The sequence below is a fragment of the Fructilactobacillus sp. X2R6C1 genome, assembly GCF_059901295.1.
This window is the reverse complement of sequence record NZ_JBWXUZ010000002.1, coordinates 294,057-314,250: the sequence shown is the minus strand read 5'-3', so window position 1 is coordinate 314,250 and position 20,194 is coordinate 294,057. Positions and strand designations below refer to the sequence as shown.

Genomic DNA, 20,194 nt, shown 5'->3' with positions numbered 1-20,194 from the left:
GCAAAAAGAAATTTGAAATGGTATTTTATTAACAAGCAAAAAATTAATAAATTCTTTAAAAACAAAGAATGGAGGAATTGGAATGCAACCAAAAATATTAATTAAAGGAAGCATAACCAGGATCTTATCACTTTTGAACGCTTTAATTGTTTTAGACTTTCCCGTTACCATCCAAGTAGACGATAGTGAACAAGTTCGATCAACCGTCTTTTCTAGTAAGATGTGTCATAACTTGTCAATCCAGATTGCAAGTAAGCCAGAATTAAATAATTTCGATGCATTATTGTATTTGCCAAACATTGATTTCTATAATCCCAAGTTGACGGATGCTACTCAAATTGCAGAAGACTTGAGACCGGAAATTGATAAACTAAGGAATTTAATCAATGACTGTGTCTCAAATGGATTTCGCGGTAAAATAGTTATTGATGCCCCACATGATGAAGTTTTTACGTATTTTGCAGCAAGTTTTTCTGGACTTGATAATCAAAATATCATTGGCGTTGGAACTCTTCCCCAAGAAATGCTACTGAAGAATGAGCTCCAGAGGAATTTTGACGTTAGTGCTGATGATATTAATGTCAATGTCTTAGGATTAAATACTAATAATTTAGTCGCGTGGAGTAGGGTTTACATTGGTCCTGCAACCTTGCTTTCATACCTGGCTGATGATAGTAACAACTATAGTAGTGACATCATTACTCAAGTTCAGGAAGTGATTGATGATCAGGGGGTTGTTATTAATGAAATGATTCAAAGTAAAGCTATTGTCCGACTACTTTTTTCGATGTATGAAGGCCAGTCGTTAATTTGTTCAGTTGTAAATGTTGATAAAGAAAAAGATGAGCTAAAGCTGGATGTTAGCCCCAAACTAATTAATCGAAATGGAGCAGCTCAATCGATTCGACTTCAGCTTTCAGAGGACGAACAAAAAAAGTTAAACTCAGACGTTGAATGGGCCAATAATATTATTGCAGCCGTGATTAATGGAGGAAAAAATGCCTCGAAAAACTAATGATAGTTATTCTTATCCCATTGTTGATGATTGGAGTCGAAAAGAATTAATTGATGTTTGTCATTTCTTTGAAAATATTGAAATGGCTTATAATAATAAGGGAGTTAATCGAAAGAAGCTAATGGATAGTTATCGACGCTTCTGTGAGATTAATCCGGCAAGAGTCGAACAAAATAATTTACAAAGAGATTTTGAAAAGCAGTCTGGTTTAGATGTGTATCATGTTGTTAAATTAGCAAAAGAAAACTCGGATTTAAAGACCATTAAGCGAAAGGAATGATTTCCATCACAACAGTAGATGATTTAAATAAAATTGATCAAGATGTTTGCCAAGTCTTAAAAACCGCACGGGCGTTTGTCATGGAAAGATTAAATGGTCATTTAGACGTAGATGAAAAAACTGGAAGGAAAGATTTAGTTACAAACATTGATAAAGACAACGAAAAGTTTTTTGTAAAACAGCTAAAAGCACTTAAACCTGACAGTAAAGTTCTCGGTGAAGAGGGCTTAGGTGACAAAATTGACAATTTAAACGGACGGGTTTGGATTGTAGATCCAATCGATGGAACGATGAATTTTGTAAAGCAACGTAATCACTTCGCAATGATGATTGCCTATTATGTCGATGGCGTACCAACCCTCGGGTTCATTTATGATGTTATAAATAACAAGTTGTATCATGGTGGCCCTGATATTGGTATCTATGTTAATTCTGAGACAATGAATCCTCCAGTTAACGGTTCTCTTGAAGATGGGTTGATTGGAATGAGTGGTCCGCTTGTTATTAGGGATGTTTATCATATGCAAGAAATTGCAGAGGCTAGTTCTGGTTATCGAATTTATGGTAGTGCTGGGATCGAAATCGTTGCTGCTCTTTGCGGGGAGACAATCGGTTATATTTCGCATTTAAGGCCTTGGGATATTGCTGCTGGTCGTGTTCTTGCTGAAACGCTTGGGATGACCGTTTCTACTATTGACGGCAAGCCCATAAATATGCTATCATCAAACACAGTTTTGTTAGCGACAAAAAAGGCGCAAAAAGATATTCTGAAAATTTCGACGAAGCGTTAATCAAAAGCTGTGATGGACTCACAGCTTTTTTATCGAAGTTGGGTTATTAACTTATCAAATTGCAAATTTTTGAATTGCTTTTTTGAGGAGGAAACATTTTTGAAAACAAGAGACGATATTAGAAACATTGCCATCATTGCCCATGTCGATCATGGTAAGACGACCTTGGTTAATGAATTATTAAAGCAATCTGACACATTGAATGATCACACTGAGATTCAAGATCGTGCGTTAGATTCTAACGCGATTGAACGTGAGCGTGGAATTACCATTCTGTCAAAAAATACTGCCGTTAAATATGGCGACAAACAAATTAACATTTTGGATACTCCAGGACATGCCGACTTTGGTGGAGAAGTTGAGCGTATCATGCGAATGGTTGATGGTGTCCTTTTAGTTGTTGATGCAGCCGAAGGAACAATGCCACAGACCCGTTTTGTTTTAAAGAAGGCTTTGGAACAACATTTGACTCCAATCGTTGTAATCAACAAAGTTGATAAGCCTGGTGCAAGACCTGAAGCAGTTGTTGATGAAGTTCTTGATTTATTCATTGAATTAGGTGCTGATGAAGAACAACTGGAATTCCCAGTGGTTTATGCCTCTGCTATGAACGGAACTTCAAGTTATGATCCTGACGTTTCAAAGCAGGAACACACTATGAAGCCGGTTTTTGATACCATTATCAAAAACATCCCTTCACCAATCGATAATTCAGACGATCCATTACAATTCCAAGTTGCAATGCTTGATTATAACGATTTCGTTGGTCGAATTGGTATTGGTCGTGTCTTCAGAGGTAAGATCAAGGTTGGGGATAATGTTGTTCTCATGAAACTTGATGGGAGCACTCAGAAGTTTCGTGTTACTAAATTGATGGGATTCATTGGTCTTCAAAAAGTTGAAATCAATGAGGCTAAGGCCGGAGATTTAATTGCTGTCTCTGGAATGGAAGACATTAACGTTGGTGAAACCGTTGTTAGCCCTGATAAGCAGGAACCACTTCCTGTTTTGAGAATTGACGAACCAACCCTTCGGATGACTTTTGGAACCAACACTTCACCATTTGTAGGTCAAGACGGGAAGTATCTGACTGCTCGTCAACTTGGCGATCGTCTGAAGAAGGAACTTCATACGGATGTTTCTCTTCGAGTTGAAGACACTGATGATCCAGGTGCTTGGGTTGTTTCTGGACGTGGGGAACTTCATCTTTCAATCTTGATTGAAACCTTGCGTCGTGAGGGTTATGAACTTCAAGTTTCTCGTCCTGAAGTTATTTATAAGGATGTTGACGGAGTTAAGTGTGAGCCATTTGAATCCGTTCAAATTGATACCCCAGAAGAATATTCTGGTTCAATCATTGATACCTTGTCACAACGTAAGGGTGAGATGAAAAACATGGAAAACGTTGGAAATGGTCAGGTTCGAATGACTTTCTTAGTTCCATCACGTGGGTTAATTGGATACAGCACCCAATTCTTGTCATTGACTCGTGGATACGGAATTATGAACCATTCATTCAGTCAATACCTTCCAGCTATCAAAAATTGGAATCCTGGTCGTCGTAATGGGACCTTGGTTTCAATTAATTCCGGTAAAGTGACTACTTATGCCATCATGGCTGTCCAAGACCGTGGTAAGATTTTCACTGATCCTGGTACCGATGTTTATGAAGGTATGATTGTTGGTGAAAACGCACGAGATAATGACATTTCGGTTAATATTACCCGTGGTCGTAATCAGACCAACGTTCGTGCGGCTGGATCCGAAGATATTGCGAAGGTTAAGGAACCAGTTCATATGACCCTTGAAGAATCACTTGAATTCTTAAATGAGGATGAACTTTGTGAGGTTACTCCGGATCATATCAGATTGAGAAAGAGAATTTTAAATACTAATGAACGTGAAAAGGCAGCTAAGAAGCGTCGTCACAATTAATTAAAATAATTAAGACTATTTAACCATTGCTAAATAGTCTTTTTTTATTTGGTGATACTAGTATAATGAGAGGTATTAATTCATGGATTTTACATATTCAGTTGGAGATTAATATGATTAAATACTTAAAACAGCTAGACTGGTACATTATGGTACCGTACCTATTACTGAGTTTGATTGGAATTGTCATGGTCTTTTCATCTAGTGAAGGGCTAAGCGCTCATACTAATATGGCGTTTCGTTATCTGATTCTGCAATCGATATTTGTGTTTGTTGGTTTTATTGTTCTGTTGTTTTTTTCAAGGCTAAGAAGTAAATTGCTTGAGGGTAACTTAAAGTTCTATGTGTTAGCAATGGTTTTTATGGCCGTTGTTTTAGTGTTTTTGAAGTTTTTTGGTACTAGTACGAATGGGGCAGCCGGATGGATCAGAATTGGACCAGTTAGTATTCAACCGGCTGAATTTTGTAAGCCGTTATTCATCTTGTATTACGCAAATGTTTTAGCACACGAAAGACCATTCTTTAAGAACGTTGGGTTATTTAAAGAGTTTAGAACTGTTGCTAAGCCAAGCCTACTTCCAATTATCATGCTCGTTTTAATTTTCTTCCAACCTGATACCGGTGGTTTTGCAATTAACTTATTCATTATTTTAATGATGATTCTGGCAGCCGGAAGTAACTTTAAGGCTTCAAGAATTTGGATTGTTGTAATTGGCATCTTTATTTTAGGTTTTAGGATTTGGATTAAACCCTTTGATGGAATTTTAGATCATCTTCATAGTTACCAGTTTCAACGATTAATTAGTTTTTCCGACCCCTTTAAGTACATTCAGACTACCGGGCATCAATTGGTGAATTCTTATTATGCAATTAGTAACGGTGGTTGGTTTGGTGTCGGGATTGGTAACGGTATTCAAAAGATGGGTTACTTGTCAGAGCCAAATACTGATTTTATAATTGCAGTTATTGGTGAGGAACTCGGGATCGTTGGTATTTTAGTTGTTTTGGGACTCTTGTTGTATCTTGTTTTAAGAATCATCGCAGTTGGTAGTCGAACTAACGATACCTTTTATAGTACGATTTGTTATGGAACTGCAGCTTACATTTTTATTCAGACCTTATTTAATGCTGGTGGTGCGGTCGGTATGATTCCTTTAACTGGAGTTGCACTTCCATTTATCAGTTACGGGGGTTCAAGTATAATGGCACTTTCCATTTGTCTTGGACTAGTCCTTTATATTAGTAGAGTGGAAAAAAGAGAACGTAGTAATAAAAAAGTGAAGTAAGGTGAAATCATGGCCAAATTAACTGACCGAACGGAATTGATTGTTTCAACATACTCGATTCGTCAAATTAAAAACCTAAAGAGATTTGGTGATATTCGATTTGTATCGAAAAAGATGCATTATGTTATTATTTTTGTTGATAGTTCTGATTTAGATACGACTATCCAAGAAATTAGTAAACTTAGGTTTGTTAAAAAGGTTGGGGTATCTCCAACCGTTGACTTGGCACTTGCCTTTGGTGAGATTAATGCTGAAAATAACGTTGAAGAGTAGGAAACAAAAATGAGAATAATTTCAGGAAAATTTGGAGGACGTAAAATTAAACCAGTCCCTGGGAATCGGACGCGCCCAACAACCGACAAAGTGCGAGAAGCGTTATTTAACATGATCGGACCATACTTTGATGGCGGTAATTTTCTGGATTTATATGCCGGATCAGGAGCCGTCTCCCTTGAGGCCATTTCTAGGGGAATGGATCATGCCGTTTTAATTGATAAACAGTATGCTGCGTATAAAACTATTAAACAGAACGTTGCGATTGATCCGAATGCTGCTGATTTTTCTGTGTGGAAAATGAATGCCGAATCAGCACTGGTTAAATTGAAAGAAGAAGGTCATTTCTTTGACTATATTTTCTTGGATCCCCCATATAAAAAGCAACAGATGGTTAAACAACTAGAAGAAATTAGCAATAGTGGTTTGTTAAGTCATAATGGGATGGTAATCTGTGAGACTGACAATCAAACTGATATGTCTGATGATGTTAAAAACTATCGCCTCATTAAACAAAAAGATTATGGTTTAACGGTAATATCTATCTATCAAATTTTAAAGTAAAGGGAAAAATTATGAGAAAAGCCATTTATCCGGGTAGCTTTGACCCCATTACCAATGGACATTTGAATATTATTAAGCGAGCAACGCAACTATTTGACGAAGTTGTCGTTGCCATTGGCGACAATTCGAGTAAAGTGGGGTTGTTTACCCCTAAAGAACGGAAAGAAATGGTTGAAACGTGTGTGGCTGGCTATTCAAACGTTACTGTTAAGGTCTATTCTAATTTAACGGTTGATTTCTTAAAAGCAGAACATGCCAATATCCTGATCCGAGGGATTCGGGATACTAAAGACTTTGAAAACGAACAGGAAATTGCTAGTTTAAACCAAATGTTGGATTCGCAAATTGAGACCGTGTTGTTGTTTGCCAACCATGATTATGAATTGATTTCGTCTTCAATGGTTAAAGAGATTAATCATTTTGGTGGAGATGTATCAAAATTTGTTCCTAACGTTGTGTGTGAGGCATTAAAGGAGAAGAGAAATCAGTGAAGACAATCTGGAAATGGATTAAACATAACCGATATTTTTTGATTTTCCTAGGGATCATTATTTTTATATTGTGGTTCCTTTTTTGGCCGCTTAATGCTTTGATTGAAGCGCCTGGTGAAGCCGTTAACATTCAACCAATGGTTAAAATTCAAGGAATTAAACCAAATAAGAAGAATAAGTTTATGATCACTGCAGTTTCAATGTCGCAGGCTAGACCAATCACTTACTTGTATTCAAAAGTGAATCCCCATGTTTCAATTGAGAAAACGTCAGATGTGATGGGAAATCAAAGTAATCAAGAGTATGATAACGTACAAGATATTTATATGAAGACGGCTATCAATAATGCAATTTATGTTGGCTACCACAAAGCTCATGGTAAAATTAAGCAAAGTTATCATGGTGTGTATGTATTAAACGTTTATCCGCAATCCGATTTCGCTAATAAATTGAAGCCTGGTGATTTGGTTGAATCAATAAATGGAAAAAAATTATATAAGGGTCCCGAATATGTAAAGTACATTCAAAGTTTACCCAAGCATGCGCAACTTAAAATTACTTTTAAACGGAATGGAAAAGATAAACAGGCGATCGGCACAAAGAAACAACTGGTCAAGGGGTTTTATGGGATTGGAATCGGAATGATTGATGATATGAGTGTTAAAACTGATCCTAAGGCCAATATTAACCCAGGAAAAATTGGTGGACCCTCTGGTGGTCTGATGTTTGCCCTGCAAGTATATAGTGAATTAAAACATACGAATTACGATTACAAACGAATTGCAGGAACTGGGACGATTGCCGCCAATGGTCAAGTGGGCGAAATTGGTGGAGTGGATAAGAAAATAATTGCTGCTAATAAGAGTGGCGCACAGGTTTTCTTTTGTCCATACGTTAAACCGACTGAGCCAATTTTGAGAATGGAGCAAGGTCATAAGACTAATTACCAAGTGGCTAAAGCAACTGCCAAAAGGTATGCCCCTAAAATGAAAATTGTTCCGGTCACATCTTTTGATGACGCTTTGAATTATTTAAATCAAAAACACAGCTAAAAGCTGTGTTTTTTTCGTATTTAAATGTGAAAGGAGAGAAAGATGGATAAGTTATATGAATTTATTGAGGAATACAAGTACAGAATTATTGGAGGATTGATAATTATTGTGGTAGGACTGCTGGGATATTGTGTTTTTGCATCTCAAAATAGTAGCGAGCAAGCACCACGGACTAATTTGCAAACAACAGCCAAAGCAAATCGCAGAAAAAACGTTACTAAATCAACCGCAGAGAATTCGGCAGGCAATGGGAATGATGATCACCAACAAGTGTATGTTGATGTAAAGGGAGCAGTTAATAAACCAGGAGTTTATCAGGTTGGTAAAAACATGCGTGTTTCTGATGCAGTTGAATTAGCAGGTGGTTTTAATCGTTCAGCGGATGCTAAACACATTAATTTGGCGCAAAAATTGTCTGATCAACAGGTTGTTTATGTCCCAATTCGTGGAGAAATTAATGGATTACCAAAGACCAATCAAGTTGCTAGTGATTCATCAGGCAATTCGGCTGGAAGTGATAAGGGTTCTGATAGCGGAAAGGTTAATATTAATGAAGCAGATAAAGCTAAACTTCAACAGCTAAATGGGATTGGTGATAAGAAGGCTGATAAAATAATTGCTTATCGGAAACAAAGTGGCCCATTTAAAAAGCCTGAGGACTTGAAAAACGTTCCTGGATTTGGTGATAAGACCGTTGCAAATTTGAAAAGTTCGATTACTGTTTGAAGCAACTGTGATAGATAAATATTGGTATACTAGATTTAACTATTCTAGTGAAGGTGATGACAGTTATGAAAAAGAAAAGGATTCCGTGGGACCAATATTTCATGTTGCAAGCGATGTTAGTTGCGTCCAGAAGTACATGCAATCGACGATCTGTCGGTGCGGTATTGGTGCGAAATAAGCGAGTAATTGCTTGTGGATATAACGGTTCAGTATCAGGAGATGTCCATTGTATTGACGAAGGGTGTTATTTAGTAGATGGTCATTGTCAAAGAACAATCCACGCCGAGATGAATGCCATTCTACAATGTGCTAAGTTTGGTGAGTCAACTGATAATGCTGAGTTATACGTCACTGATGTACCTTGTTTGCAGTGTACAAAGATGTTACTTCAGGCCGGGATCATTAAAATCAAGTATTTAAGAAATTATCATAACAGTGAGTATGCTAAAAAGTTATTGGACATGAAACATGTCTCTTTAGAAAAAGTTGATGTTAATCAAAATGATGTTAATATTCTACCGTTTGAATCATTCTTATCCGTCGATAAATAATTAAAAAGAATTTTTTGGTTTTTACATCCATTTTGTGGGTGCTTGGTGCATTCGCATTTTTTGGAAATCACGTAATTGGAATTGTTTTATTAATTTTATGGTTGATTCGTATCTTTCTTTTAAGAATTCCCCGTTTCTTTTCAAAAAGTGTCATCTCACTGCTAATTCCACTGATATTTTTTGGAATTTGGCAAAATCACATTAACCGACAAGCTAGGGTGATACCTAAGACAGAAACGACTTCGACTTGGATAGCTAAGGTCCATCCAGATGAATTACAGCTTCATGGAGATACGTATAGTGGAGTTGTAGAAATTCCCCGGCTAAAACAGCGGGTATTAATTTATGGGTTTGTAAAAAATAAGAGTGAAAAAGATGCTTTGCTTCATCTTAATCACACCAGCGAATTTATTATTGATGGCCAACTTAGTTTGATTGATTCACCACCCAATTTTGCTCAATTTGACTCCAAGAGTTTTAATCGCGCTAAGGGAATTGTGAGTGAAATTAAATGTGATCAAATTAAATACCGTCAGATTTGTAGCAATCAAGGTTTAGGTAATCGGGTTCACGACTTAAGGTTTCAAATGATTAAAACGTGTGATCAATTACCTAAACATCTACGGATGTACGTTTTGGGTATCATTTATGGAAGTCGGAGTAGTGATTTTAGAGAAGAACTGACCGGGGTCCAACGCTTGGGTCTCATCCACTTATTCACAATTTCGGGGATGCACGTTTATTATTTAATTGGTTTGATTACGTGGATTATGACGACTTTGCGATTGAGAAGGGAGCAGGTTAATTCATTCTTAATCATTTTTCTTCCATTTTACTTTGTAATTGCTGGTGCAGGAGCTAGTTTACTTCGGGCAATTATAATGGCCGAAGAACGCTTGGGTCTAGATAAAGTGTATCTTGACATATCTCCCTTAGATATCTGGTCCAGTGCGGTGATGATCAACTTGCTGATTAATCCATTGTTTATTTTTCAGTTTGGATGTCAGCTTTCATATTTATTATCACTTGGGTTAATCCTGACGAAAAACTGTGGGTTTTTAAAACAAACTATCCTACTTAACTTAATTAGCGTGCCAATTATTTTGTACCATATGTATGAATGGCATGCATTATCTTTATTTGCCAATCTGCTATTTGTCCCTTTCTTTTCAACCTTTATATTTCCAATTGTGTTAATTGGATATTTGCTGTCATTTTTAAAATTTGATTTGATTGTTTCATTAATTGATACAACCTTAAAGACATTTGACCAGCTTTTAAATTTTCTTTCAAGGCTTCCAGGAAATTTGGTGATCGGGAAACTAAACGTATGGATCGTTTTATTAATGGTAATAATTTCTTTACTACTCATTGAAAAAGTAACTATGAAGCGAATGATTCTTTTAGTGTTATTTTTTAGCATTGGTTTTGTGATGATTCATTTTCCAATGAATGGAGAAGTTGATGCATTTGATGTTGGTCAAGGGGATAGTTTTCTTGTTAGAGAGCCATTTAATCGTTCGATTACGTTGATTGACACTGGCGGAAAGCCTAATTTCTTTGGCAAACAGAAGCGGGCCAAAATTTATCAAGCCAATGATACTTCAATCCAATATTTAAAAAGCATTGGGATTTCAAAACTTGATAATGTTTGTTTAAGTCATCAAGATGCTGATCATGTTGGTGATTTGCCGGCCTTCTTAAGTAAAATGAAGGTTGATCGGGTTTATGTTCCGTGGGGGATGACTAATAATCAAAGCTTTTTAAGGCGAATTAGACCGTATCAAGGACAGTTTCAGTTGCTTGATGCCAAGACTGGAAATCGAATTAAAAATTCCCCATTTCAAGTTGTTCATCCGATGAAAAGTGGGTCTGGTGAAAATCAAGATTCCATGGTACTTTTTGGTAAAATTGGCGGTTTGAAGTGGATTTTTATGGGTGATTTGAACAGAGAGGAAGAACTTAAGATTATCCAAAAATATCCTGATTTGCGAGTTGATGTGATCAAGCTAGGTCATCACGGAAGTAGGACTTCATCCGATCCTAGATTTATCAGGGCAATTAACCCTAAAGTTGCTCTGATATCTGCGGGTCGTCATAATCGTTATAATCATCCAAATCAGGAAACTATTGATACAATGAACCAACAACATGTTGCAATTATCAGTACCAAAAAGAATGGTATGATTAGATATAAGTTCAAAAATAATAACAAAATTGGAAAATTTGAAACAAAGTGGAAGGTGGCACGTCGTTGAGTGTCGTAGAACAAGTTAATCAGATTGATAGTGATCCTAAATCAATTTATTTAATCCTTGGAAATGATGATTATTGGATCGATATAATTCAAAAGAAACTAAAGTCTCTGATCCCAAATGATGAACGGACAATGAATTTTACTACTTATGATATGGAAGAAACATCGCTTTCCGTTGCACTAAATGATGCGATGTCAATTCCTTTTTTTGGGAAAAAACGACTAGTCTTCATTAAGAATCCGTATTTTTTAACCGGTGAAAAAAATAAAAGCAAAACCGTTCATCATTCAGAAGAACTCATAAATTATTTGAAGAATGCTCCTGATGAAACAACTTTGGCTTTTTTTGCTCCATATCAAAAGTTAGATGCTAGAAAAAAGGTTAGTAAGGAGCTTTTAAAACGTGCGGAAGTAATCGACTTAAATCGGTTTTCTGAAAGGGAAATTAAGCAGTTAGTGCAAAGTAAGATTAAGAACAGTGGATATTCGATCGATCGAAATGCACTTGAAGAACTTCTTTCTCGAACTTCGGGTAATTTGGCTAGTGTTATGAATGAATTAGATAAACTCTTTTTATACAAAATCAATGATAAAAAAATAACGCTTGATGCGGTCGATTCGTTAGTATCAAAATCGATGGATCAAAACGTTTTTGATTTAATTAATTATTTAATGAGTGGTAAAACAACGCAAGCAATCGAGTTTTATCATGATTTAATTTCTCAGAAGCATGAGCCAATTCAAATCAATGCAATTTTAGTTAGTCAGTTCAGATTATTACTGCAAGTTAAAATTTTAGATTATTTTGGCTATAGTCAGGGGAATTTAGCAAGTTCTTTACGGGTCCATCCGTATCGAGTAAAGTTAGCAATCAGGAACAATCGCAAGTATCCTAGAGAATATCTACGAGATGCATATATTAGTTTGGTAGAAATTGAAGAGCAACTGAAAAGTACGAGTATTGATCCAGAATTGTTGTTTGAAATGTTTGCCGTTAAACTAAATCAGAGTATAAAAAAAGAATCCGATTAATCGGATTCTTTTTTAGTTGTCGTTTTTAGCAAGTTTATTTGCTAAATGAGACTTCTTACGGTTAGCGTTATTAGCTTTGATAAGACCCTTAGATTTTGCATGGTCAATTGCTGCAACAGCACTGCGGTATACACTATCTAAATCATCGGCACCAGAAGCTTCAGCTTTTTCGAATTTTTTGATTGCACTTCTCATTTCGTTCTTTTGAGATGCGTTTTTCTTTCTAGCTTCTTCGTTAGTTCGCATACGTTCGATAGCAGATTTAATTACTGGCATTAAGTTCACCTCCACCTTGTGAAATAAATTCAATTATTCACATCTTTTGACGTTCCTAATTATACAAAATCCATTGATTAATTGCAATAGCACTAAAAACAAGACTAATTTTTTAATGATAACTTGAATAACGCTTTCTTTTAGGTTATATTAAATAAGTAACTTAATCTTAGTTTTGCGAGTCACTGACGTATTACTCAGATTGAGGGATTAGATTAGAAAGGTGGAATGTAATAATGGCTTTAACTAAAGAACAAAAGAACGATATTATTAAAAAGTTTGCTCAACACGATGGTGACACGGGCTCGACAGAAGTACAAATTGCTGTACTGACTGCTGATATTAATGAAATTAATGGACACATGAAGACCCACAAAAAGGATTTTCATTCACAACGTGGACTTATGAAGAAGATCGGTCACAGAAGAAATCTTCTTGCTTACTTACGTAACAATGATGTACAAAGTTATCGTAAATTAATCAAGGAATTAGGATTACGTCGTTAATCTTGATTTTAATAGGGCGGATTTTTTCCGCTCTTTTTTTATACATAAATAATTTAGTGCTTAATATAAATATGTTACACTGTTAACAGATATCATGAGCGTTTAGAGGCCAAGCTTCGCATAAAATAGTTAATTTTAATCGTAAGTAATTTTTTGAGAGGAACAAGTAATTATGAAAAAGAACATCAAAATCATTCCACTGGGTGGAGTGAGAGAAAATGGCAAGGATCTTTATGCCATTGAAATTAATGATAATAGTATTTTTATTTTGGATTGTGGACTAAAATACCCTCAAAACGAAATGTTAGGAATTGATTTTGTAATCCCAGATTTTTCGTATTTAAGGGATAACGCCGATAAAATTGTCGGGGTTTTTCTTACCCACGGTCACGCAGATGCAATTGGTGCACTTCCATATTTTTTAAGTGAATTTAACGTTCCCGTGTTTGGAACGGAGTTAACGATTGGTTTGGCAAAGTTGGCGGTTGCCGATAATAAGAAGACTAAGAAATTTAATGATTTCCACGTCATTAATAGTAAAAGCGAAATTGTATTTGAGGATGGCACGGTTAGTTTCTTTGATACCACCCATTCAATTCCTGACTCAGTTGGGATCGTGATTAGTACTGAACTTGGAAACATTGTCTATACTGGTGATTTTAAGTTTGATCAGACTGCTGCTGACGGATACAAAACGGATTATTCAGCTCTTACTGATATTGGTAAAGAACACGTCTTGGCACTTTTAAGTGACTCAAGAAATGCTGACAATCCGGAAGAGAGTACCGACGAGAAAGAGATCAGAGACTATCTCTATGAAACCCTTCACTATCAGAAGGGTCGTGTGATCGTTGCCTGTCTTGCTAATAATATTTTAAGAATTCAAGAAGTATTAAACGCCGCGTCTAAGTCAGGTAGGAGAGTCTATCTAACCAGCAAGGGTCTAGAAGAGGTTATTGATACTGCGTTGAAACTTGGCAAGTTAACGTTACCTTCTGACGATTTGTTTATTGAATCTGCAAAAGAGTTAAATCAAATGAATCCACATGAAGTTCTGATTCTACAAACCGGTAAGAACGGTGAACCAATGGAATCACTTCAAAGAATGGCTGACAATCGAGACAGAGACGTTGATATTCAGCCAGGTGACCTGGTCTTGATTGCTACCAGTCCATCCCGTGCAATGGACACTCCATGGGCTAAGACTCGCGATATGATCTATAAAGCTGGTGGGGAGGTCATGAGCATTGCTGATGAAAAGAATATTTCAGGGGATGCCAGCAAGCATGATCTTCAACTGCTCCTTAATTTAATTCATCCTGATTACTTAATACCAATCCAGGGTGAGTATCGATTAATGGAAGCACAAAAAGAGCTAGCTGAGGAAGTTGGGATAAAACCATCACACGTTATTTTACCGGCTAAAGGTGATGTAATTGAGTTTGATGGTGAAAACATGTTTTTGTCAGAAGCTGTCCCAGCTTCTGACACCATGATTGATGGAATTGGTGTCGGAGACATTGGAAACATTGTATTACGAGATCGAAAAGTGTTATCGGAAGATGGTGTCTTCGTGGCAGTTGTTACTATCGACCGTAAGAAGAAAAAAATTATTTCAGAGCCCAAAATCATGGCTCGGGGATTTGTTTACGTTAATTCTGATAAATCCTTGCTTAAAGAAGCAGCTGATATTGTATCTGAAGCAGTCCAGAATAACCTTAATAACAAGGAGTTTGACTGGGGTCATTTAAAACAGGATGTTAGAGAAGACCTTGGACAATTTCTATACAAAAAGACTGGGAGAAGACCAGTGATTCTTCCAGTTATTATGGAAGTCAATCAACACCATAGAAGAAAAAAAGCTAACAATAAAAACGATCAAGAAGACTAAAGAAGTTGAGCCCCGGCTCAATTTTTTTATTTTCTTATGTGAGGATAATAGATTGAATGATCATCAAAAGGCAAGATTAAAAAAAGCACAAACAGACTTTAGGCAAAAACATTATCAGAAAAGTTCACAGGAATTGTTGGCTTTGTATGATGAAGTTGACGATTACAATGTGATTGATTTGTTGGGACACTCGCTCTTTAATGAAAAAAAGTACGTTGAATCATATCGATTATTAGAAGATAACTTTAATTATTTTGTTGAAAATGACGTTAAATTATTAATAAATATTTACTTAAAAAACCGGAAGTTTATCCCATTACGAATAATTGTTGATTCAATTGATGTATTAGATAAGGATGATGTCAAAAGCAAAATCGAATCTTTAGAGAGAATCAATGACTCTGAGCAAGCTGAATCTAACCGGGCTAACTTGAAGCATTTTATGCACATGGGTGGACAAACGGGAATCAAGCAGCGCGACATAATGGAAAAGGCTGAAGAACTCCCGTATAAGCAATATTTGAAGGGTGCACAGTTTAACCTAGTAGATCCAGACGTCAATCCGGTATGGAGAAATCAGTTACTTAATAATTTAGCTAAGTTAAAGTATGATAAACCAGTTAAATATATTTGGATGGATGGAAAAACGTATACTTTAACACCATCACAGCTTGTTGATGAATTGGATTCTAGTGCGTATCAAGCAATGCAAAAGGAAATTAGGGAACGCTATGGACAAAATGATCCAATTCGTTATCAGCAAATTTCTAACGCGGCCGAATATGATGCTCAGATTTTGTATCCGTTTATTGATGATGTGATTAAGGAACCTGATGAATGGGTAACCGCTATTCATCGGCATATCATTAATCCGAATATGGTAGTGGATGATGAAAAAATGAAATCAATTGATCATTGGTTAGTGAAAATTGATAAAATCATGAATTTATTACTAAAGTAATTTAAGAAATTGTCTATATCTGGTTTACAAATAATTTGTCAGTGGATATAATATGAAAGTGAATTCCCAAAAAGGTGACAATTTTGCCTTTTAGGGGAAATGTAGTATAATTAATAATAAAGAGACATTGGCGTTTTGCTGATGTTTATCTTACGAAAATGACAGGAGGGTTTCATAAATGGCAAAAGAACATTATGAAAGAACAAAGCCCCACGTTAATATTGGTACTATCGGCCATATTGACCACGGGAAGACTACTTTAACTGCAGCAATCACTAAAGTATTATCAGAAAAAGGCTTGGCTAAGGCTGAAGACTTTGCTGATATCGATGCTGCACCAGAAGAAAAGGAACGTGGTATTACTATTAATACTGCCCACGTTGAATACGAAACTGAAAAGCGTCATTATGCACATATTGACGCCCCAGGACATGCTGACTACGTTAAGAACATGATCACTGGTGCTGCCCAAATGGATGGTGCCATTCTTGTTGTTGCCGCAACTGATGGTCCTATGCCACAAACTCGTGAACACATTTTGCTTGCTAGACAAGTTGGTGTTGACCACATTGTTGTCTTCTTGAACAAGACTGACATGGTTGATGACGACGAATTGATCGACTTAGTTGAAATGGAAATTCGTGAGTTGCTTTCAGAATATGGTTACAATGGTGACGATGTTCCGGTTGTTCGTGGTTCAGCTTTGAAAGCACTTCAAGGTGACAAAGAACAAGAAGAAAACATCATGAAATTAATGGATGTTGTTGATGAATACATCCCAACTCCAGAACGTGATGACGACAAGCCATTCTTAATGCCTGTTGAAGATGTATTTACCATCACTGGTCGTGGAACTGTTGCTTCTGGTCGTATTGACCGTGGTAGCATCAAAGTCGGCGACGAAGTTGAAATTGTTGGTTTAGTTCCTGACACATTGAAGACTACTGTTACTGGTCTTGAAATGTTCAGAAAGACTCTTGACAAGGGTGAAGCCGGTGACAACATCGGTGCATTACTTCGTGGTATTGATCGTGACCAAGTTGTTCGTGGACAAGTTCTTGCAGCACCTGGTTCAATTCAAACCCACAAGAAGTTCACTGGTCAAGTTTATATCTTAACCAAAGAAGAAGGTGGACGTCATACTCCATTCTTCTCAAACTATCGTCCTCAATTCTACTTCCACACCACTGATGTTACTGGTGTTATCGAATTAGACAAGGGAACTGAAATGGTAATGCCTGGAGACAACGTTACTTTCCACGTTGACTTAACTAAGCCAGTTGCCATTGAAAAGGGTACTAAGTTCACTATTCGTGAAGGTGGACATACCGTTGGTGCCGGTGTTGTTACCGAAATTGATGATTAATTAGTATTTTTATTTAGAGATTGAAGACAATGTCTTCAATCTCTTTTTTATTGCTATGGCCGTTTTAGCGTCGCTGTTTACTTTTGAGGACGCTTAAGTTAGAATATTATTTGAATACTATTACTTGGAAAAGTGTGTAAATATTTTTCATGTTGGAGGAAATGTTATGGCAGATTGGAAGAAAAAAGGTACCAATGATGGGGAATTAACTTTTGAAATTGGTCTTGATAAGATTAAAGAAGGATTAGATCGAGCTTTCAAAAAGAATAAGAAAAATATTAAAGTTCCTGGATTCCGTAAGGGTAAAGTTTCAAGACAAGTATTTAACCAAATGTATGGTGAAGAAGCTTTATACCAAGATGCTTTGAATTTGTTATTACCAGATGCTTACAGTGAAGCAATTAAAGACGCTGGCATTGAACCCGTTGGTCAACCTGACGTTAGTGTTGATTCAATTGAAAAAGGGAAGCCTTGGGTCTTAAAGGCTACTGTTAGTGTCAAACCTGATGTTAAACTTGGTCAATACAAAGGACTAAGCGTTCCAAAGGAAAGTACTCGAGTTTACAAGAAAGACGTTGATGCTAAGATTGATAAAATGCGTCAATCTCAAGCTGAACTTGTTCTAGTTGATCGTCCTGCCAAAAAAGGTGACACTGTTACCATTGATTTTGAGGGATTTGTTGATGGCAAGCCTTTTGAAGGTGGAAAAGCAAATAACTATTCTCTTGAACTTGGTTCAGGATCATTCATTCCAGGATTTGAAGATCAATTGATTGGAAAAAAGGCGGGCGATGATGTCGAAGTAAAAGTTACCTTCCCTAAGGATTATCAAGAAAAGTCACTAGCTGGCAAAGAAGCTACCTTTAAGGTTAAACTCCATGAAGTTAAAGAGAAACAACTTCCTAAGCTTGATGATGACTTTGCTAAAGATGTTGATGAAGATGTTGATACACTTTCTGAATTGGAAGACAAAGTTAAAAAAGAACTTAAGGAACAAAAAGAATCAGCCGCTCACGATGCCAAGGAAAATACGGCTATTAGTGAAGCAGTAGATAATGCTACTGTTAAAGATATTCCAGAAGTTATGATTAATGATGACGTTCAACGTCAAATGGACCAGTACTTAGCTGGAATGCAGCAGCAGGGTATTAACGCTGAAATGTACTACAAACTCACTGGTACTAAGCCAGAGGACTTAAAGAAGCAATTTGCTGATGGTGCAGATCGTCGAGTTAAAACTAATTTGGTCTTAGAAGCAATTGTTAAAGCTGAAAAGATTGATCCTAGTGAAGAAGACATTCAAAAAGAAGTTAGCAACCTCGCTAAACAATACGGAATGGAAGAAACAGCCGTTCGTAATGCATTATCTGATGACATGTTAAAACATGATATTGGTATTCAAAAAGCCGTTGACATTGTGGTTGACAGTGCTAAAGAAGAACCAAAATCAACTACCAAGAAGGCTTCTGAAAAGAAGGATTCCAGTAAAGAAAATAAGAAATAATTTATACAAGATGGGATCCGCTTGTTAGAGCGGGTCTTTTTTTGTAGAGCAAATTATTTTAAAAGGTTCTATTAGTATGGTATAGTTTCAAATTGCAGGCAACGAGACGAATTAACAACGAATTAACAAAAAGGAGAGATACCATGTATGATGATTCAAATCAAAATGAGACCATTACTTGCTCCTTTTGTGGAAAGTCACAGGACCAAGTAAAAAAAATTGTTGCTGGACCCGGTGTATATATTTGTAATGAATGTATCGATTTGTGTGAACAAATCATGAGTGATGAATTAAACAAGACCAATGTTGAAGACATCAATGTGCTTACCCCAAGTGAAATTGTTAAAAAACTTGATGAGTATGTGATTGGTCAAGATGAAGCCAAAAAAACGCTAGCGGTGGCTGTCTTTAATCATTATATGAGAATTAAGGCTTTGAATGATTCTGAAGATGATGATGAAAGTGAAGATGGTAACCAAGAACGACATGCTTATGATGATGCTCAGATTCAGAAAAGTAATATTGCGATGATTGGACCAACTGGATCGGGGAAGACTTATCTGGCCCAAACACTTGCTAAAATTTTAAACGTTCCCTTTGCAATTGCTGACGCTACGACGTTGACTGAAGCTGGATATGTTGGAGAAGATGTTGAAAATATTCTTTTGAAACTCTTACAGAACGCTGACTATGACGTTGATCGGGCTGAAAAGGGAATCATTTATATTGACGAGATTGATAAAATTGCTAAAAAAGCCGAAAATGTTTCAATCACAAGAGATGTATCTGGTGAAGGTGTCCAACAAGCTCTGTTAAAGATTTTAGAGGGAACTACCGCTAATGTTCCACCAAAGGGTGGTAGAAAGAACCCGAGCCAAGAGTTTATTAAGATTAATACGAAGAATATTCTGTTTATTGTTGGTGGGGCTTTTGATGGAATTCAAGATATTGTTAGACGACGCTTAGGTGATAAAACAATTGGTTTTGGGGTTGATAATCATGAGACCCAAGACGTTGCTGATGAAGATATTATGCAAAAAGTAATTCCTGAAGACCTGATGAATTTTGGATTAATTCCAGAGTTTATCGGTCGTCTTCCAATTTTGACCGCTTTGAATAAGTTAAGTGAAAATGATCTGGTCAAAATTCTGACTCAACCTAAAAATGCGTTAGTAAAACAATACCAAAAGCTTTTATCACTCGAGGGTGTCCAACTTAAATTTGAAGACGCTGCACTTAAGGCCATGGCAAAAAAAGCCATTGCTAGAAATACGGGTGCTCGTGGTCTTCGTTCTATGATTGAAAGTGTGATGAGAGATATTATGTATTCACTTCCAAGTCGTGATGACGTTAAAGAAGTGATTGTTACCCCAGATTCAGTAAATAGTGGTAAAGAACCAAAGATGGTCTTAAAAAGCGAAACAAAGTAATTAAACG

At 36.5% G+C, this 20,194-nt stretch carries 20 protein-coding genes; 19 read left to right on the top strand and 1 reads right to left on the bottom strand.

All coding sequences use genetic code 11. The features are described 5' to 3' along the window. Positions 1 to 82: 82 nt before the first annotated feature. From AC6UDF_RS03640 to holA, 13 genes are all read left to right on the top strand, one after another. Positions 83 to 1,015, top strand: a complete 933-nt coding sequence (locus AC6UDF_RS03640) for a Rossmann-fold NAD(P)-binding domain-containing protein (protein ID WP_500706377.1) — start codon at positions 83 to 85, stop codon at positions 1,013 to 1,015. Continuing rightward, on the top strand, positions 999 to 1,295 hold the full coding sequence (locus AC6UDF_RS03635; RefSeq protein WP_500693906.1) for a UPF0223 family protein: 297 nt from the start codon (positions 999 to 1,001) through the stop codon (positions 1,293 to 1,295). Before AC6UDF_RS03640 ends, AC6UDF_RS03635 begins: the two co-directional genes overlap by 17 nt. Further along, positions 1,292 to 2,086 carry an inositol monophosphatase family protein gene (locus tag AC6UDF_RS03630; protein WP_500706379.1) on the top strand — a complete coding sequence of 265 codons (795 nt, stop codon included), beginning with the start codon at positions 1,292 to 1,294 and terminating at the stop codon, positions 2,084 to 2,086. The genes AC6UDF_RS03635 and AC6UDF_RS03630 overlap by 4 nt, the downstream gene beginning before the upstream one ends. A 99-nt stretch (positions 2,087 to 2,185) precedes the next feature. Continuing rightward, a complete protein-coding gene (gene typA, locus AC6UDF_RS03625; RefSeq protein ID WP_500693905.1) occupies positions 2,186 to 4,021 on the top strand; it encodes a translational GTPase TypA in 1,836 nt (611 codons plus the stop codon). A gap of 113 nt (positions 4,022 to 4,134) precedes the next feature. Further along, on the top strand, positions 4,135 to 5,307 hold the full coding sequence (locus AC6UDF_RS03620; protein WP_500706381.1) for an FtsW/RodA/SpoVE family cell cycle protein: 1,173 nt from the start codon (positions 4,135 to 4,137) through the stop codon (positions 5,305 to 5,307). 9 nt (positions 5,308 to 5,316) lie between these two features. Continuing rightward, positions 5,317 to 5,580 carry a YlbG family protein gene (locus AC6UDF_RS03615; protein ID WP_500696605.1) on the top strand — a complete coding sequence of 88 codons (264 nt, stop codon included), beginning with the start codon at positions 5,317 to 5,319 and terminating at the stop codon, positions 5,578 to 5,580. A gap of 9 nt (positions 5,581 to 5,589) precedes the next feature. After that, complete coding sequence (rsmD, locus tag AC6UDF_RS03610) at positions 5,590 to 6,144, top strand: 16S rRNA (guanine(966)-N(2))-methyltransferase RsmD (RefSeq protein ID WP_500706382.1); 555 nt, start codon at positions 5,590 to 5,592, stop codon at positions 6,142 to 6,144. An 11-nt stretch (positions 6,145 to 6,155) separates the two neighbouring features. After that, positions 6,156 to 6,635 (top strand): pantetheine-phosphate adenylyltransferase, encoded by a 480-nt coding sequence (coaD, locus tag AC6UDF_RS03605; RefSeq protein WP_500706383.1) that lies wholly within the window; start codon positions 6,156 to 6,158, stop codon positions 6,633 to 6,635. After that, complete coding sequence (locus tag AC6UDF_RS03600; protein ID WP_500693900.1) at positions 6,632 to 7,687, top strand: SepM family pheromone-processing serine protease; 1,056 nt, start codon at positions 6,632 to 6,634, stop codon at positions 7,685 to 7,687. Before coaD ends, AC6UDF_RS03600 begins: the two co-directional genes overlap by 4 nt. Positions 7,688 to 7,729: 42 nt before the next feature. Then, positions 7,730 to 8,413 carry a helix-hairpin-helix domain-containing protein gene (locus tag AC6UDF_RS03595; RefSeq protein ID WP_500706384.1) on the top strand — a complete coding sequence of 228 codons (684 nt, stop codon included), beginning with the start codon at positions 7,730 to 7,732 and terminating at the stop codon, positions 8,411 to 8,413. A 65-nt stretch (positions 8,414 to 8,478) separates the two neighbouring features. Further along, positions 8,479 to 8,964 (top strand): ComE operon protein 2, encoded by a 486-nt coding sequence (locus AC6UDF_RS03590; protein WP_500706385.1) that lies wholly within the window; start codon positions 8,479 to 8,481, stop codon positions 8,962 to 8,964. Between the two features lie 218 nt (positions 8,965 to 9,182). Continuing rightward, complete coding sequence (locus AC6UDF_RS03585) at positions 9,183 to 11,222, top strand: DNA internalization-related competence protein ComEC/Rec2 (RefSeq protein ID WP_500706387.1); 2,040 nt, start codon at positions 9,183 to 9,185, stop codon at positions 11,220 to 11,222. After that, positions 11,219 to 12,253, top strand: a complete 1,035-nt coding sequence (gene holA, locus AC6UDF_RS03580) for a DNA polymerase III subunit delta (RefSeq protein ID WP_500723829.1) — start codon at positions 11,219 to 11,221, stop codon at positions 12,251 to 12,253. Before AC6UDF_RS03585 ends, holA begins: the two co-directional genes overlap by 4 nt. A gap of 12 nt (positions 12,254 to 12,265) precedes the next feature. Here the strand turns inward: holA and rpsT are convergent, their stop codons facing one another. Further along, complete coding sequence (rpsT, locus tag AC6UDF_RS03575; RefSeq protein WP_500695552.1) at positions 12,266 to 12,529, bottom strand: 30S ribosomal protein S20; 264 nt, start codon at positions 12,527 to 12,529, stop codon at positions 12,266 to 12,268. A 236-nt stretch (positions 12,530 to 12,765) separates the two neighbouring features. Between rpsT and rpsO the strand changes: the two genes are divergently transcribed. The 6 genes from rpsO (at position 12,766) to clpX (ending at position 20,187) form a co-directional block, all read left to right on the top strand. Beyond that, the gene (rpsO, locus tag AC6UDF_RS03570) at positions 12,766 to 13,035 is read left to right on the top strand and encodes a 30S ribosomal protein S15 (protein WP_500693894.1); all 270 of its coding nucleotides are present in this window, start codon (positions 12,766 to 12,768) and stop codon (positions 13,033 to 13,035) included. 172 nt (positions 13,036 to 13,207) lie between these two features. Beyond that, entirely contained in the window at positions 13,208 to 14,926 is a 1,719-nt protein-coding gene (locus AC6UDF_RS03565; RefSeq protein WP_500723827.1) for a ribonuclease J, read from the top strand. Between the two features lie 52 nt (positions 14,927 to 14,978). Next, entirely contained in the window at positions 14,979 to 15,887 is a 909-nt protein-coding gene (locus AC6UDF_RS03560) for a hypothetical protein (RefSeq protein WP_500706389.1), read from the top strand. 178 nt (positions 15,888 to 16,065) lie between these two features. After that, the gene (gene tuf / locus AC6UDF_RS03555; RefSeq protein ID WP_500693891.1) at positions 16,066 to 17,253 is read left to right on the top strand and encodes an elongation factor Tu; all 1,188 of its coding nucleotides are present in this window, start codon (positions 16,066 to 16,068) and stop codon (positions 17,251 to 17,253) included. Positions 17,254 to 17,419: 166 nt separating this feature from the next. Next, positions 17,420 to 18,757 carry a trigger factor gene (tig, locus tag AC6UDF_RS03550; RefSeq protein ID WP_500706390.1) on the top strand — a complete coding sequence of 446 codons (1,338 nt, stop codon included), beginning with the start codon at positions 17,420 to 17,422 and terminating at the stop codon, positions 18,755 to 18,757. A gap of 143 nt (positions 18,758 to 18,900) precedes the next feature. Beyond that, positions 18,901 to 20,187, top strand: a complete 1,287-nt coding sequence (clpX, locus tag AC6UDF_RS03545) for an ATP-dependent Clp protease ATP-binding subunit ClpX (protein WP_500699412.1) — start codon at positions 18,901 to 18,903, stop codon at positions 20,185 to 20,187. Positions 20,188 to 20,194 lie beyond the last annotated feature (7 nt).

Coding starts and splice junctions, on each gene's coding strand:
- AC6UDF_RS03615 (WP_500696605.1), top strand. CDS start 5,317: ATGGCCAAATTAACTGACCGAACGGAATTGATTGTTTCAACATACTCG.
- rpsO (WP_500693894.1), top strand. CDS start 12,766: ATGGCTTTAACTAAAGAACAAAAGAACGATATTATTAAAAAGTTTGCT.
- tig (WP_500706390.1), top strand. CDS start 17,420: ATGGCAGATTGGAAGAAAAAAGGTACCAATGATGGGGAATTAACTTTT.
- rsmD (WP_500706382.1), top strand. CDS start 5,590: ATGAGAATAATTTCAGGAAAATTTGGAGGACGTAAAATTAAACCAGTC.
- AC6UDF_RS03590 (WP_500706385.1), top strand. CDS start 8,479: ATGAAAAAGAAAAGGATTCCGTGGGACCAATATTTCATGTTGCAAGCG.
- AC6UDF_RS03565 (WP_500723827.1), top strand. CDS start 13,208: ATGAAAAAGAACATCAAAATCATTCCACTGGGTGGAGTGAGAGAAAAT.
- AC6UDF_RS03620 (WP_500706381.1), top strand. CDS start 4,135: ATGATTAAATACTTAAAACAGCTAGACTGGTACATTATGGTACCGTAC.
- AC6UDF_RS03635 (WP_500693906.1), top strand. CDS start 999: ATGCCTCGAAAAACTAATGATAGTTATTCTTATCCCATTGTTGATGAT.
- coaD (WP_500706383.1), top strand. CDS start 6,156: ATGAGAAAAGCCATTTATCCGGGTAGCTTTGACCCCATTACCAATGGA.
- AC6UDF_RS03595 (WP_500706384.1), top strand. CDS start 7,730: ATGGATAAGTTATATGAATTTATTGAGGAATACAAGTACAGAATTATT.
- tuf (WP_500693891.1), top strand. CDS start 16,066: ATGGCAAAAGAACATTATGAAAGAACAAAGCCCCACGTTAATATTGGT.
- AC6UDF_RS03630 (WP_500706379.1), top strand. CDS start 1,292: ATGATTTCCATCACAACAGTAGATGATTTAAATAAAATTGATCAAGAT.
- rpsT (WP_500695552.1), bottom strand. CDS start 12,529: ATGCCAGTAATTAAATCTGCTATCGAACGTATGCGAACTAACGAAGAA.
- clpX (WP_500699412.1), top strand. CDS start 18,901: ATGTATGATGATTCAAATCAAAATGAGACCATTACTTGCTCCTTTTGT.
- AC6UDF_RS03640 (WP_500706377.1), top strand. CDS start 83: ATGCAACCAAAAATATTAATTAAAGGAAGCATAACCAGGATCTTATCA.